Source organism: Streptococcus oralis (genome assembly GCF_001578705.1).
GTDB lineage: Bacteria > Bacillota > Bacilli > Lactobacillales > Streptococcaceae > Streptococcus > Streptococcus oralis_J.
On sequence record NZ_KQ969037.1, the window covers coordinates 175,000 to 189,898 of the forward strand.

General features: G+C 42.0%; 18 protein-coding genes and 1 other annotated feature. Of the genes, 17 read left to right on the top strand and 1 reads right to left on the bottom strand.

All coding sequences use genetic code 11. The features are described 5' to 3' along the window. Nucleotides 1-28: 28 nt before the first annotated feature. From pyrH to SORDD05_RS00855, 6 genes are all read left to right on the top strand, one after another. Nucleotides 29-766, top strand: coding sequence for a UMP kinase (gene pyrH, locus SORDD05_RS00830; protein WP_000002990.1), 738 nt, complete (start codon nt 29-31; stop codon nt 764-766). 7 nt (nt 767-773) lie between these two features. After that, nucleotides 774-1,331, top strand: a complete 558-nt coding sequence (gene frr / locus SORDD05_RS00835; protein ID WP_001262235.1) for a ribosome recycling factor — start codon at nt 774-776, stop codon at nt 1,329-1,331. Nucleotides 1,332-1,390: 59 nt separating this feature from the next. Beyond that, a complete protein-coding gene (gene cvfB / locus SORDD05_RS00840) occupies nt 1,391-2,245 on the top strand; it encodes an RNA-binding virulence regulatory protein CvfB (RefSeq protein ID WP_001095456.1) in 855 nt (284 codons plus the stop codon). An 11-nt stretch (nt 2,246-2,256) separates the two neighbouring features. Continuing rightward, complete coding sequence (locus SORDD05_RS00845; RefSeq protein ID WP_061416622.1) at nt 2,257-2,862, top strand: GrpB family protein; 606 nt, start codon at nt 2,257-2,259, stop codon at nt 2,860-2,862. After that, on the top strand, nt 2,859-3,074 hold the full coding sequence (locus SORDD05_RS00850; RefSeq protein WP_004249158.1) for a YozE family protein: 216 nt from the start codon (nt 2,859-2,861) through the stop codon (nt 3,072-3,074). Before SORDD05_RS00845 ends, SORDD05_RS00850 begins: the two co-directional genes overlap by 4 nt. An 80-nt stretch (nt 3,075-3,154) precedes the next feature. Then, nucleotides 3,155-4,141, top strand: coding sequence for a PhoH family protein (locus SORDD05_RS00855; RefSeq protein ID WP_061416624.1), 987 nt, complete (start codon nt 3,155-3,157; stop codon nt 4,139-4,141). A 61-nt stretch (nt 4,142-4,202) separates the two neighbouring features. Here the strand turns inward: SORDD05_RS00855 and ald are convergent, their stop codons facing one another. After that, nucleotides 4,203-5,315, bottom strand: coding sequence for an alanine dehydrogenase (gene ald, locus SORDD05_RS00860; protein ID WP_061416626.1), 1,113 nt, complete (start codon nt 5,313-5,315; stop codon nt 4,203-4,205). Between the two features lie 176 nt (nt 5,316-5,491). Here ald and SORDD05_RS00865 point away from each other — a divergent pair, with 176 nt between their 5' ends. From SORDD05_RS00865 to SORDD05_RS00920, 11 genes are all read left to right on the top strand, one after another. Beyond that, nucleotides 5,492-6,061: a GNAT family N-acetyltransferase gene (locus SORDD05_RS00865; RefSeq protein WP_061416628.1), complete on the top strand. Its 570-nt coding sequence runs from the start codon at nt 5,492-5,494 to the stop codon at nt 6,059-6,061. A gap of 65 nt (nt 6,062-6,126) precedes the next feature. Further along, nucleotides 6,127-6,777 carry a helix-hairpin-helix domain-containing protein gene (locus SORDD05_RS00870; RefSeq protein WP_061416630.1) on the top strand — a complete coding sequence of 217 codons (651 nt, stop codon included), beginning with the start codon at nt 6,127-6,129 and terminating at the stop codon, nt 6,775-6,777. Next, a complete protein-coding gene (locus tag SORDD05_RS00875) occupies nt 6,761-9,001 on the top strand; it encodes a DNA internalization-related competence protein ComEC/Rec2 (protein ID WP_061416632.1) in 2,241 nt (746 codons plus the stop codon). The genes SORDD05_RS00870 and SORDD05_RS00875 overlap by 17 nt, the downstream gene beginning before the upstream one ends. Nucleotides 9,002-9,407: 406 nt before the next feature. Continuing rightward, nucleotides 9,408-10,001, top strand: a complete 594-nt coding sequence (locus SORDD05_RS00885; RefSeq protein WP_061416636.1) for an ATP-binding cassette domain-containing protein — start codon at nt 9,408-9,410, stop codon at nt 9,999-10,001. Then, nucleotides 9,998-11,182: a hypothetical protein gene (locus SORDD05_RS00890; RefSeq protein WP_061416639.1), complete on the top strand. Its 1,185-nt coding sequence runs from the start codon at nt 9,998-10,000 to the stop codon at nt 11,180-11,182. The genes SORDD05_RS00885 and SORDD05_RS00890 overlap by 4 nt, the downstream gene beginning before the upstream one ends. A gap of 157 nt (nt 11,183-11,339) precedes the next feature. Next, nucleotides 11,340-11,471, top strand: a sequence feature (ribosomal protein L20 leader region). Between the two features lie 15 nt (nt 11,472-11,486). After that, nucleotides 11,487-12,017 (top strand): translation initiation factor IF-3, encoded by a 531-nt coding sequence (infC, locus tag SORDD05_RS00895; protein ID WP_000848184.1) that lies wholly within the window; start codon nt 11,487-11,489, stop codon nt 12,015-12,017. Between the two features lie 32 nt (nt 12,018-12,049). Then, complete coding sequence (rpmI, locus tag SORDD05_RS00900; RefSeq protein ID WP_001125942.1) at nt 12,050-12,250, top strand: 50S ribosomal protein L35; 201 nt, start codon at nt 12,050-12,052, stop codon at nt 12,248-12,250. Between the two features lie 51 nt (nt 12,251-12,301). After that, nucleotides 12,302-12,661: a 50S ribosomal protein L20 gene (gene rplT, locus SORDD05_RS00905; protein ID WP_000124830.1), complete on the top strand. Its 360-nt coding sequence runs from the start codon at nt 12,302-12,304 to the stop codon at nt 12,659-12,661. Nucleotides 12,662-12,719: 58 nt separating this feature from the next. Continuing rightward, on the top strand, nt 12,720-13,100 hold the full coding sequence (locus SORDD05_RS00910) for a lactoylglutathione lyase (protein WP_061416641.1): 381 nt from the start codon (nt 12,720-12,722) through the stop codon (nt 13,098-13,100). 246 nt (nt 13,101-13,346) lie between these two features. Next, entirely contained in the window at nt 13,347-14,147 is an 801-nt protein-coding gene (locus SORDD05_RS00915) for a dihydroorotate dehydrogenase electron transfer subunit (RefSeq protein WP_061416643.1), read from the top strand. 10 nt (nt 14,148-14,157) lie between these two features. Next, a partial coding sequence (locus tag SORDD05_RS00920; protein WP_061416645.1) for a dihydroorotate dehydrogenase occupies nt 14,158-14,899 on the top strand: 742 nt, incomplete at its 3' end.

Sequence of the window (14,899 nt, forward strand, 5' to 3'; positions counted from 1 at the left end):
TAGGTAGGATAAAAAAAGGAGAGTAAAAATGGCTAACCCCAAGTATAAACGTATTTTAATCAAGTTATCAGGTGAGGCTCTTGCAGGTGAACGTGGCGTAGGGATTGATATCCAAACAGTTCAAAAAATCGCAAAAGAGATTCAAGAAGTTCATAGTCTAGGGATCGAAATTGCCCTTGTTATTGGTGGAGGAAATCTCTGGCGTGGAGAACCTGCAGCAGAAGCAGGAATGGACCGCGTTCAGGCAGATTATACAGGAATGCTTGGGACCGTGATGAATGCTCTTGTAATGGCAGATTCATTGCAGCAAGTTGGTGTTGATACGCGTGTGCAAACAGCTATTTCTATGCAACAAGTGGCTGAGCCTTACGTACGTGGACGTGCTCTTCGCCACCTTGAAAAAGGCCGTATCGTTATCTTTGGTGCTGGTATTGGTTCACCTTACTTCTCAACAGATACAACAGCAGCCCTTCGTGCAGCTGAAATCGAAGCGGATGCCATCCTTATGGCTAAAAATGGGGTCGATGGTGTTTACAATGCCGATCCTAAGAAAGACAAGACAGCCGTTAAGTTTGAAGAATTGACCCACCGTGACGTTATCAACAAAGGTCTTCGTATCATGGACTCAACAGCTTCAACCCTCTCTATGGACAACGACATTGACTTGGTTGTCTTTAACATGAACCAACCAGGCAACATCAAACGTGTCGTATTTGGTGAAAATATCGGAACAACAGTTTCAAACAATATCGAAGAAAAGGAATAAGAAAATTATGGCTAATGCAATTGTAGAAAAAGCTAAAGAGAGAATGACCCAGTCTCACCAATCACTTGCTCGTGAATTTGGTGGTATCCGTGCCGGTCGTGCCAACGCAAGCTTACTAGACCGTATCCACGTAGAATACTATGGAGTCGAAACTCCTCTTAACCAAATCGCTTCAATTACCATTCCAGAAGCGCGTGTCTTGTTGGTAACACCATTTGACAAGTCTTCATTGAAAGACATCGAACGTGCCTTGAACGCTTCTGATCTTGGTATTACACCAGCTAATGACGGTTCTGTGATCCGCTTGGTTATCCCTGCTCTTACAGAAGAAACGCGTCGTGACCTTGCCAAAGAAGTGAAGAAGGTCGGTGAGAATGCTAAAGTGGCTGTCCGCAATATCCGCCGTGATGCTATGGACGAAGCTAAAAAGCAAGAAAAAGCAAAAGAAATCACTGAAGACGAATTGAAGACTCTTGAAAAAGATATTCAAAAAGTAACAGACGACGCTGTGAAACACATCGACGACATGACTGCCAATAAAGAAAAAGAAATCTTGGAAGTCTAAAAATAAACAGAAAAACTCAGTTGGCATTGCTGGCTGAGTTTTATTCGAAAGAAGGAAATATGAATACAAATCTTGCAAGTTTTATCGTTGGACTCATCATCGATGAAAATGACCGTTTTTACTTTGTGCAAAAGGATGGTCAGACCTATGCGCTTGCCAAGGAAGAAGGTCAACACACAGTAGGGGATACGGTCAAAGGTTTTGCCTATACGGATATGAAGCAGAAACTCCGCTTGACTACTCTAGAAGTGACTGCCACTCAGGACCAATTTGGCTGGGGAACGGTAACGGAAGTTCGTAAGGACTTGGGTGTCTTTGTCGATACCGGTCTACCTGATAAGGAAATCGTTGTGTCACTCGATATCCTCCCTGAGCTCAAGGAACTCTGGCCTAAGAAGGGTGATAAACTTTACATCCGCCTTGAAGTGGACAAGAAAGACCGAATCTGGGGACTCTTGGCTTATCAAGAAGATTTCCAACGTCTGGCTCGTCCTGCCTACAACAACATGCAGAACCAAAACTGGCCAGCCATTGTTTACCGTCTCAAGCTGTCAGGAACCTTTGTCTATCTGCCAGAGAATAACATGCTTGGTTTCATTCACCCAAGTGAGCGCTACGCAGAGCCACGTTTGGGGCAAGTGTTAGATGCGCGGGTCATTGGTTTCCGTGAAGTGGACCGCACCTTGAACCTTTCTCTCAAACCACGTTCCTTTGAAATGTTGGAAAATGATGCTCAGATGATTTTGACCTACTTGGAAAGCAATGGAGGTTTCATGACCTTAAATGATAAGTCATCTCCTGACGATATCAAAGCAACCTTTGGTATTTCTAAAGGTCAGTTCAAGAAAGCTCTCGGTGGCTTGATGAAGGCTGGCAAAATCAAGCAAGACCAGTTTGGTACAGAGTTGATTTAAGCCTTATAGACATGATAAAGAAACTTGAAGAAATGAGTTTAGAGGAACTCTGGCAACTTTTTCCTATTTTTCTGGTAGAGCACAAGTCAGAGTGGAAAGACTGGTATGAATCGGAAAAAGAAAATCTGAAAAAAATATTAGGTGCAAATGTTATTAAAAGAATAGAACATATCGGTAGCACTGCTATCCCTAATATTTGGGCTAAGAACATCGTTGATATTCTGCTAGAAGTAGGTAGAATAGAGGATTTAGTAAGAGATAGGGATTTATTGGTGAAGAATGGTTGGCTAGTGATGTCGGAGAGTCCTAACAGGATTTCGCTAAATAAAGGCTATACAGAGCAGGGATTTGCTGAGAAAGTGTTTCATCTACATTTGCGAATGACGGGAGATCATGACGAGATCTATTTTAGAGATTATCTCTGCCAGCATCCAGATATCGCCCAAGCGTATCAGGAATTAAAACTAAATTTGTGGAAAAAATTTGAACACAATCGTGATGCCTATACAGATGCGAAAACAGATTTTATAAACCACTACGTATCAGAGGCTAAGTTCAGTAATTTTCAAGAATCAGAAAAGTGTCATCAAAAAACTCTTGATAGGAGAAAGAATTGAGAAAATCATTTTACACTTGGCTCATGACCGAGCGCAATCCTAAAAGTAACAGTCCCAAAGCCATCCTAGCAGACCTCGCTTTTGAAGAGTCAGCCTTCCCAAAACACACGGATGATTTTGATGAGGTGAGTCGCTTTTTGGAGGAGTATGCCAGCTTCTCTTTTAACCTAGGAGACTTTGACGCCATCTGGCAAGAATACTTAGAACACTAGAGACAATGAGATGAGGCTAGTATTTTATTGTTCTCTTTGCTATAATAAAAAGAAATAAAAGGATTAGAGAGGTTCTTTATTTGAAGGAACATTCAATAGACATTCAACTGAGTCATCCAGATGACTTGTTTCATCTTTTTGGATCCAATGAGCGCCATCTTCATTTGATGGAAGAAGAGCTCGATGTGGTGATTCATGCTCGTACGGAGATTGTCCAGGTTATCGGAGAAGAGTCTGCCTGTGAGGAAGCCCGTCAGGTTATTCAAGCCTTGATGGTTTTAGTGAATCGTGGGATGACAGTTGGGACGCCAGATGTGGTGACGGCTATTAGCATGGTCAAAAACGATGAAATCGACAAGTTTGTCGCCCTTTACGAAGAAGAAATCATCAAGGATAATACTGGGAAACCGATCCGTGTCAAAACCTTGGGTCAAAAGCTTTATGTGGACAGTGTCAAACAGCATGATGTGACCTTTGGAATCGGACCTGCAGGGACAGGGAAGACCTTTCTTGCAGTGACCTTGGCAGTGACTGCCCTTAAACGTGGGCAAGTCAAGCGTATTATCCTGACTCGACCAGCAGTGGAAGCAGGTGAGAGTCTAGGATTTCTTCCGGGAGATCTCAAGGAGAAGGTAGATCCTTACCTTCGACCTGTTTATGATGCCCTGTATCAGATTCTCGGAAAAGACCAGACGACTCGTCTCATGGAGCGTGAAATTATCGAAATCGCGCCCCTTGCCTACATGCGTGGACGGACCTTGGACGATGCCTTTGTCATTCTCGATGAGGCGCAAAACACGACCATCATGCAGATGAAGATGTTCCTGACTCGTTTAGGATTTAATTCTAAGATGATTGTCAATGGAGATATCAGTCAGATTGACCTGCCGCGAAATGTCAAGTCCGGTTTGATTGATGCCCAAGAAAAGCTCAAGAACATTCATCAAATTGACTTTGTTCATTTTTCAGCCAAGGATGTGGTTCGCCATCCAGTTGTCGCTCAAATTATCCGAGCCTATGAACCAGCTCCAGTTAAAAATGAAGAGAAGAACGAAGAAACAGAATAGCAAAAAGAGCAGTTCAGATGAAGCTGCTCTTTATCGTATCTGTGTTAATTAGTTAATGTCTTTAGACAAGTTCATCAATCGAAGTGTAATCCTTATCTAGCCCTTGGGCAACTGGAAGACTAGTCAAGTAACCTTGGTAAGTTGTCACTCCTTCACGTAAGCCTTGATCTTCAGTGACTGCTTTTTGGAATCCCTTGTCAGCTAAAGCTTCGATATAAGGAAGGGTGACATTAGTTAGGGCGATGGTTGAAGTACGAGCTACCGCGCCAGGGATGTTGGCAACAGCATAGTGGAGCACCCCATGTTTTTCATAGACGGGCTCATCGTGCGTGGTCACACGATCAGCTGTTGCGATAACACCACCTTGGTCAACGGCAACGTCAACGATGACAGATCCCGGACGCATTTGTTTGACCATCTTGTCTGTCACCAGTTTTGGAGCCTTAGCACCAGGGATGAGAACTGCACCAATCACCACATCAGCATCTCTCACACTTGCTTCGATGTTGAAAGAATTTGACATAAGAGTTTGGATTTGGTTTCCAAAGACTTCTTCTAGTACAGAGAGACGTTTAGCACTGATATCTAAAATAGTCACTTGAGCACCGAGTCCCAAGGCGATGCGGGCAGCATGTGTACCAACGACACCGCCACCGATGATGGTTACTTTTCCTTTTGGAACACCCGGTACACCACCAAGTAGGACACCAGAGCCGCCAGCTTGTTTGGTAAGGAAGTGAGCACCGATTTGAACTGCCATACGACCGGCAACCTCACTCATTGGAACGAGGAGTGGTAGGTGACCTAGGGAGTCACGGACAGTCTCATAGGCAATTCCTGTTGTTTTTGCTGCTAGCATGGCATCTGCTAATTCTGGAGCAGCGGCCATGTGCAAGTAAGTGAAGAGGAGAAGATCATCTCGCAAATAGCCATATTCAGAAGCTAGTGGTTCTTTTACTTTCACGACTAACTCAGCTGCCCAAGCTTCAGCAGCAGTAGCGACAATCTCAGCACCTTGCTTTTGATAGTCCGCATCAGTAAATCCTGAACCGAGACCAGCATTTGTTTCGATGAGGACATGATGCCCACGGGTGATCAAACTGTGGACGCCAGCAGGAGTGAGGGCAACGCGGTTTTCATTGTTCTTAATTTCTTTTGGAATTCCGATTAACATAGAGATAACCTACCTTTCAATTGACGGTATTGTTTTAGTTGTCACATTCCAGTTCATAAATGAAAAATGTGATGGTTTTATTGTATATGAAACCGCTTCAAAAATCAAGAAAAACTTGTCATCCAAATTTATTTATGCTAGACTAGTGAGAATCAAGCTCTAATGGAGGAAAAAGTATGGAATCAATATTTGTGAAATTTGCTCAGTATCCATCAATAGAAACGGAGCGTTTATTGCTCCGACCTGTAACCTTGGACGATGCAGAAGCTATGTTTGAGTACGCCTCAGACAGAGAAAATACACGCTACACTTTTCCAACAAATCAAAGCTTAGAAGAAACCAAGAACAACATCGCTCAGTTCTACTTGGCTAATCCCTTGGGACGGTGGGGAATCGAACTAAAAAGCAATGGCAAGTTTATCGGAACCATTGACTTGCACAAGATCGATACTGTTCTTAAGAAGGCAGCCATTGGCTACATTATCAATAAAAAATATTGGAATCAAGGATTGACGACAGAAGCCAATCGTGCTGTGATTGAACTGGCTTTTGAGAAGATTGGAATGAACAAGTTGACTGCCCTTCATGACAAAGACAATCCCGCATCAGGAAAGGTCATGGAGAAATCAGGTATGCGTTTTTCCCACGAAGAACCCTATGCCAGAATGGATAATAAAGAACCAGGTCGAATTATCACAAGGGTTCATTATGTCTTGACTAAGGAAGACTATTTTGCAAATAAATAAGCAGTTGAAAAGATTTTTCGACTGTTTTTTCTTTCTCTTACGAATAAGTTAAGAGAGGAGAAAAAATGGAAGTCATTATCGAGAAAATCAAAGAATATAAAATCATTGTCATCTGTGCTGGCTTGGGTTTAGCCTTAGGCGGATTTTTCCTGCTAAAGCCAACTTCACAAACACCTGTGAAAGAAACAAATTTGCAGGCTGAAGTTGCGGCCGTTTCAAAGGATTCATCGTCTGAAAAGGAAGTCAAGAAGGAAGAAAAGGAAGAGTCTCCTGAACAAGATCTAATCACAGTAGATGTCAAAGGTGCTGTCAAATCGCCAGGGATTTATGACTTGCCTCTTGGCAGTCGGGTTCACGATGCCGTTCAGAAGGCGGGTGGATTGACAGAAGAAGCGGACAGCAAATCACTTAATCTAGCTCAGAAAATCAGTGATGAGGCTCTGGTCTACGTCCCGACTAAGGGAGAAGAAGTAGCTAGTCAGCAGACTGCTTCTGGAACGACTCCTTCGACAAGTAAAGAAAAGAAGGTCAACCTCAATAAAGCTAGTCTGGAAGAACTCAAGCAGGTCAAAGGCTTGGGAGGAAAACGAGCTCAGGACATTATCGACCATCGTGAGGCAAATGGCAAATTCAAGTCGGTAGATGAGCTCAAGAAGGTTTCTGGAATTGGCGCAAAGACCATAGAAAAGCTAAAAGATTATGTTACAGTGGATTAAGAATTCCCCTATTCCTCTAATCTATCTGAGTTTTCTGTTACTCTGGCTTTACTATGCCATTTTTGGAGCGTCCTATCTCGCACTGCTAGGTTTTGTTTTTTTGCTCGTCTGCCTCTTTTTTCAATTTCCATGGAAATCTGCTGGAAAAGTTCTAGCGATTTGTGGAGTTTTTGGATTTTGGTTTCTGTTTCAAACTTGGCAACAGACACAAGCTAGTCAAAACCTAGTGGATTCTGTTGAAAGGGTTCGGATTTTGCCTGACACTATTAAGATCAATGGAGATAGTCTGTCCTTTCGGGGTAAGGCTGACGGCCGTACCTTCCAAGTTTATTATAAACTTCAGTCCGAGGAGGAGAAAGAGCATTTTCAGGCCTTGACAGACCTTCATGAGATTGAACTAGAAGGAAAACTTTCCGAGCCAGAAGGTCAGAGAAATTTTGGTGGCTTTGACTACCAAGTCTATCTGAAAACTCTAGGGATTTACCAGACACTGACTATCAAGAGAATTCAGTCAGTTAAACAGGTTAGCAGTTGGGATATAGCTGAAAATTTATCAAGTTTACGTCGAAAGGCTATTGTTTGGATCAAGACGCACTTTCCAGACCCTATGCGTAACTATATGACAGGTCTTCTGTTAGGACATCTGGATACGGACTTTGAGGAGATGAATGAACTCTATTCCAGTCTTGGAATTATTCACCTTTTTGCCTTATCAGGTATGCAGGTGGGCTTCTTTATGGATGCCTTTAAGAAACTCCTCTTACGATTGGGCTTGACCCAAGAAAAGTTGAAGTGGCTGACCTATCCCTTTTCCCTTATCTATGCAGGTCTGACAGGTTTTTCAGCATCGGTTATTCGTAGTCTCTTGCAAAAGTTACTGGCCCAACATGGCGTTAAGGGTTTGGATAACTTCGCCTTGACGGTGCTTGTCCTCTATATCACCATGCCCAACTTTTTCTTGACAGCTGGAGGGGTCTTGTCCTGCGCTTATGCTTTTATCTTGACTATGACAAGCAAAGAAGGGGAGGGGCTTAAGGCTGTTGCCAGAGAAAGTCTGGTCATTTCTTTGGGAATATTGCCTATTCTATCCTTCTATTTTGCAGAATTTCAGCCTTGGTCTATCCTTTTGACTTTTGTCTTTTCCTTTCTGTTTGATGTGGTATTCTTACCGCTTTTGTCCATCTTATTCATTCTGTCTTTTGTTTACCCAGTCACTCAGTTTAACTTTGTCTTTGTGTGGTTGGAGGACATCATTCGCTTGGTATCGCAGCTGGCAAGCAGGCCTCTGGTCTTTGGTCAACCCAATGCATGGCTTTTGATTCTTCTCTTAGTTTTATTAGCCTTGGTCTATGACATGAGGAAAAACATCAAAAGACTAGCAGGGTTCAGTCTCTTTATTGTGGGGCTCTTTTTCTTGACCAAGTATCCACTGGAAAATGAAATTACCATGCTGGATGTAGGGCAAGGGGAAAGTATTTTCCTACGGGATGTAACTGGGAAAACCATTCTCATAGACGTGGGAGGCAAGGCAGAGTCTGATAAGAAAATCGAAAAATGGCAAGAAAAGGCGACGACCAGCAATGCCCAGCGAACCGTGATTCCCTATCTAAAAAGTCGCGGAGTAGCCAAAATTGACCAGCTGATCTTGACCAACACAGACAAGGAATATGTTGGTGATTTGCTGGAGGTGACCAAGGCTTTCCATGTCGGAGAAATTTTAATATCAAAAGGAAGTTTGACACAGAAAGAATTTGTGGCAGAACTACAAGCGACTCAAACCAAGGTACGCAGTGTGACAGCAGGGGAGAATTTACCGATTTTTGGCGGTTCTTTAGAAGTCCTATCTCCAAGGAAGATTGGAGATGGAAGTCATAGTGATTCCCTCCTTCTTTATGGGAAACTCTTGGATAAGCACTTTCTCTTCAGTGGAAACTTGAAAGAGAAGGGAGAGAAGGATCTTTTAAAGCAATATCCTGACTTAGAGGTGGATGTCTTGAAAGTCGGTCAACATGGTTCTAAAACCTCATCAAATCCAGCTTTTCTAGAAAAACTCAACCCAGAGATTTCTCTCATCTCAATGGGCAAGAACAATCGTGCGAAACTCCCCCATCAGGAAACCTTGACTCGACTGGAAACTATCAATAGTAAAGTTTATAGAACAGATCAGAACGGAGCTATTCGCTTTAAAGGATGGAATAGTTGGCAAATCGAAAGTGTTCGTTAGGAAGAAAAGTGTTATATATTGGTGAAGTAAACTGAAAATCTGTTGCATAATACCGAGAAAAACGATATAATGAAAGTGTTTTCAAGGGTAGTGATATAAATGCAATGTAAACATGAAAAATCAGCAAAAGTTGTTTTATTAGCGAGTTTATCATCTATTGTTTTTGTCAGTCCAGTGAAGCAGCTGTGACAGTTACTAAAAGTTATTGGTATGATTGGAATACTGTTTGGGAATATAGTACCAACTATCACGACCATCAATATGCTTGGATCCCGTCACGGTCTCGTTATTATAGCTATTCTGAGTATAAAGTTGGTGGAAGCTGGAACTACGCTCGCTATGAGGTTATTAACTACTAGACAGGAAACTATTAATCGTTAAAGAGTGAGAAAAAGGAGGGCTGGATATGTTAACTCTTACTCATGTTACCTTAAAAACGCGACAAGTCATCTTGCAAGATGCGGATTTCACCTTTAAAAAAGGTAGGATTTATGGCCTTCTTGCTATCAATGGCTCGGGAAAGACGACCCTGTTCCGAGCTATGAGCAAGCTGCTTCCCCTTAGTAGTGGAAATATCGCAGTCCCTCCTTCTTTATTTTATTATGAGAGCGTTGAATGGCTGGATGGAAACTTAAGTGGGATGGACTACCTTCGTCTCATAAAAAATATCTGGAAGTCAGACCTGAACTTGGGGGATGAAATCGCCTACTGGGAAATGTCTGACTATATCAACCTTCCCATCCGCAAGTATTCCTTAGGCATGAAGCAACGCTTGGTGATTACCATGTATTTTCTCAGTCAGGCGAAATGCTGGCTCATGGATGAGATAACAAATGGCTTAGATGAGTATTATCGACAGAAGTTTTTTGATAGACTGGCACAAATCAATAGACAAGAACAGCTGGTTCTTTTGAGTTCCCACTACAAAGAGGAGTTAATGGAGATTTGCGATAGCATCGTAACCATTCATCAGGGGCAGATAGAAGAGGTTCCGTTATGAAAGATATTAGCCTATTTTTGTTAAAGAAAGTTTTCAAAAGTCGCTTAAATTGGATTATCTTACTTTTATTTGCATCTGTACTTGGTGTTACCTTTTATTTAAATAGTCAGACTGCAAACTCACACAGCTTGGAGAGCGAGTTGGAAATCCGTCTTGTAAAATATGAGAGAATCATCAATGAAAATGAAGCGAAACTCTCCCAAATGTCTGACACCAGCTCGGAGGAATACCAATTTGCTAAAGAAAATTTAGACATACAAAAAAATCTTTTGACTCAAAAGAAAGAAATTCTGGCTTTGTTAAAAGAAGGACGCTGGAAAGAAGCCTACTATTTGCAGTGGCAAGATATAGAGAAGAGTTATGAAATTTTATCAAAGGAACCGACTGCTAGTTCTGACTTAAAAATGGCGGTTGACCGCCAACGAAAGATTTACCAAGCCCTGTATCCCTTGAACATAAAAGCACATACTTTGGAGTTTCCGACCCACGGGATTGATCAGATTGTCTGGATTTTAGAGGCTATCATCCCAACCTTGTTTGTGATTGCTATTATTTTTATGCTAACACAACTGTTCGCAGAAAGATATCAAAATAATCTCGACACAGCTCAGTTGTATCCTTTTTCAAAAGTGACATTTGCCTTGTCTTCTCTTGGAGTTGGGGTGAGTTATGTAACCGTGCTGTTTATCGGAATCTGTGGATTTTCTTTTCTAGTGGGAAGTCTGATAAGTGGTTTTGGACAGTTAGATTATCCCTACCCATTCTATAGCTTAACCAATCAAGAAGTAACTATTGGGAAGATACAAGATGTATTATTTCCTAGCTTGCTCTTAGCTTTCTTAGCCTTTATCGTCATTGTGGAAGTCGTCTACTTGATTGCTTACTTTTTCAAGCAAAAGATGCCCGTCCTCTTTCTTTCCCTCATTGGGATTGTTGGCTTATTGTTTGGTATCCAAACGATCCAGCCTCTTCAGAGTATTGCACATCTGATTCCCTTTACTTACTTGCGTTCAGTAGAGATTTTATCTGGAAGCTTACCTAAACAAATTGATAATATCAATCTAAATTGGGGTATGGGGATGGTCTTACTTCCTTGCCTGATTATCCTTTTGTTAGTGGGGATTCTATTTATCGAAAGATGGGGAAGTTCACGTAAAAAGGAAGTTTTTAATAGGTCTTAGTGTTCCTATACAGAAGATGAGGAAAAAACTAACACAGAGAGGGAACCGAAATGGTTCTCTCTTTTTGATGCGGACATCAAGAAGAAAACAGAAAGTTTTTTGAAAAAATGACTTTTTATCTTGACAAGGGCTAGAAAACTTGGTATCATATAAAAGTTGAGAAAAGCAGAAGTGAGAGCTTCTCGCCTTGTGACATCAAGTTGCCTGGCCCTACGGATGAAAAGTTTCTAAGAAACGCTATCATAACGTGCGGGCTTGTATCATTACGAGCCCGCTCTTGTTTTTCTCTAATAATAAAAAAGAGGTGAAAACCATAGCAAAGCAAGACTTATTCATCAATGATGAAATTCGTGTACGTGAAGTTCGCTTGATCGGTCTTGAGGGAGAACAGCTAGGCATCAAGCCACTCAGCGAAGCGCAAGCATTGGCTGATAGTGCAAATGTTGACTTAGTATTGATTCAACCCCAAGCAAAACCGCCTGTTGCTAAAATTATGGACTACGGTAAGTTCAAATTTGAGTATCAGAAAAAGCAAAAAGAACAACGTAAAAAACAAAGTGTTGTTACTGTGAAAGAAGTTCGTCTGAGTCCAACTATTGACAAGGGTGACTTTGACACAAAACTTCGCAATGCACGTAAATTCCTTGAAAAAGGAAATAAAGTTAAGGTATCTATTCGCTTTAAGGGTCGTATGATTACCCATAAAGAGATTGGTGCAAAAGTTTTAGCCGAGTTTGCTGAAGCAACACAAGATATTGCGATCATCGAACAACGAGCTAAGATGGATGGACGCCAAATGTTCATGCAGTTGGCGCCAGCAACTGACAAAAAATAATTGTCAGAAAGTTAAATAAAGGAGAAAAAATCATGCCAAAACAAAAAACACACCGCGCATCAGCTAAACGTTTCAAACGTACAGGTTCTGGTGGACTTAAACGTTTCCGTGCTTACACTTCTCACCGTTTCCACGGAAAAACTAAGAAACAACGTCGTCATCTTCGTAAAGCATCTATGGTGCATTCAGGAGATTTCAAACGTATCAAAGCAATGCTTACTCGCTTGAAATAATAGCCTAACAGTAAGTAAACAATTCTAGGAAATATTTGGAGGAAATAAAACATGGCACGTGTTAAAGGTGGCGTTGTATCACGCAAACGTCGTAAACGTATTCTTAAATTAGCAAAAGGTTACTATGGAGCTAAACACATCTTGTTCCGTACTGCAAAAGAACAAGTAATGAACTCTTACTACTATGCATACCGTGACCGTCGTCAGAAAAAACGTGACTTCCGCAAATTGTGGATCACTCGTATCAACGCGGCAGCTCGTTTGAACGGACTTTCATACTCACAATTGATGCATGGTTTGAAATTGGCTGAAATCGAAGTTAACCGTAAAATGCTTGCTGACTTGGCTGTTAACGATGCAGCAGCTTTCACAGCTCTTGCAGATGCAGCTAAAGCAAAACTTGGTAAATAATTACTTTTAAGACTGGAACAGGATTGTCCCAGTCTTTTTAGAAATAAAGGAGAAAGCTATGGCTTCAAAAATGCTACACACTTGCTTGCGAGTAGAAAACCTTGAAAAATCAATCGCATTTTATCAAGACGCTTTTGGTTTTAAAGAATTACGTCGCAAGGATTTTCCAGATTATGCCTTCACCATTGTCTATCTAGGACTTGATGGTGACGACTACGAGTTGGAATTGACCTATAACTATGACCACGGCCCTTACGTGGTAGGAGATGGATTCGCCCATATCGCCCTCAGTACACCTGACCTTGAAGCACTTCATCAAGAACATAGCGCGAAAGGCTATGAGGTTACAGAGCCAAAAGGCCTACCAGGAACCCCACCAAACTATTACTTTGTCAAGGATCCTGATGGCTACAAGGTTGAAGTCATTCGTGAAAAATAATCCCGTACAGTCAAGTAGAATGTTCGTTTTCTACTTGACTTTTTTACTTTGAAAGAGTATACTAATACAAATTTAACCTTTAAGGGGAGTCCAGAGAGACTCACAAGGTGTCAGATAAAAGGGATAGGGGGTTCTCTGTGGGGACTTTTTAAGTGTGCGCATGAGTTCTAGCCTAACCTGACTGAGGCCTTGCATTAGCAAGGTCTTTTCTTTATCTGGTCCCCTTAAATTTAAGGAGGAAAAGTCATGAATCCCACATGTAAAAAGCGTATGGGTGCCATTCGTTTGGAATGCATGAAGGTGGTTGCTCAGGAGGAAATTGCGCCAGCAATCTTTGAATTAGTCCTAGAAGGGGAGATGGTTGAAGCCATGCGATCAGGCCAATTCCTTCATCTGCGCGTGCCTGATGATGCCCATCTCTTGCGCCGTCCTATTTCAATTTCGTCTATTGACAAGGCAAACAAGCAGTGTCATCTTATTTATCGGATTGAGGGTGCTGGGACCGCCATTTTTTCAACATTAAGTCAGGGGGATACTCTTGATGTGATGGGACCTCAGGGAAATGGTTTTGACTTGTCTGATTTAGACAATCAGAGTCAAGTTCTCCTCGTTGGAGGAGGAATTGGTGTTCCACCCTTACTTGAGGTAGCCAAGGAATTGCATGCGCGTGGGGTGAAAGTAGTAATAGTCCTCGGTTTTGCTAACAAGGATGCTGTTATTCTCGAAACAGAATTGACCCAATATGGTCAGGTTTTTGTTACGACAGATGATGGTTCGTATGGTATTAAGGGAAATGTATCTGTTGTTATCAATGATTTGGATAGTCAGTTTGATGCCGTCTACTCATGTGGGGCCCCTGGAATGATGAAGTACATCAATCAAAAATTTTATAATCATCCAAGAGCCTATCTATCTCTGGAATCTCGTATGGCTTGTGGGATGGGGGCTTGCTATGCCTGCGTACTAAAAGTGCCAGATAGTGAGACAGTCAGTCAACGTGTCTGTGAAGATGGCCCTGTTTTCCGTACAGGAACAGTTGTGTTATAAGGAGAAAGTCATGACTACAAATCGCTTACAAGTTTCTCTACCGGGTTTGGACTTGAAAAATCCTATCATACCAGCATCGGGCTGTTTTGGTTTTGGTCAAGAGTATGCAAAGTATTATGATTTAGACCTTTTAGGCTCCATTATGATCAAGGCGACGACACTTGAACCCCGTTTTGGCAATCCAACTCCAAGGGTAGCTGAGACACCTGCTGGTATGCTCAATGCAATCGGCTTGCAAAATCCGGGTTTAGAAGCTGTTTTAGCAGAAAAGTTACCTTGGCTGGAAAGAGAATATCCAAACCTTCCCATCATCGCAAATGTTGCGGGCTTTTCAAAACAAGAGTATGCTGCCGTTTCTCGAGGAATTTCCAAGGCGACAAATGTAAAAGCTATCGAGCTCAATATCTCTTGTCCTAATGTGGATCACGGTAATCATGGACTTCTGATTGGGCAAGATCCTGACTTGGCTTATGAAGTGGTAAAGGCAGCTGTGGAAGCTTCCCATGTGCCAGTTTATGTCAAACTAACTCCTAGTGTGACGGATGTTGTCACCATTGCCAAAGCCGCAGAAGATGCAGGAGCAAGTGGCTTAACCATGATCAATACCCTTGTCGGTATGCGTTTTGACCTCAAAACTAGAAAACCAATCCTAGCCAATGGAACGGGTGGGATGTCTGGTCCTGCAGTTTTTCCAGTCGCCCTCAAACTCATCCGCCAAGTCGCTCAAACAACAGACCTTCCCATTATTGGAA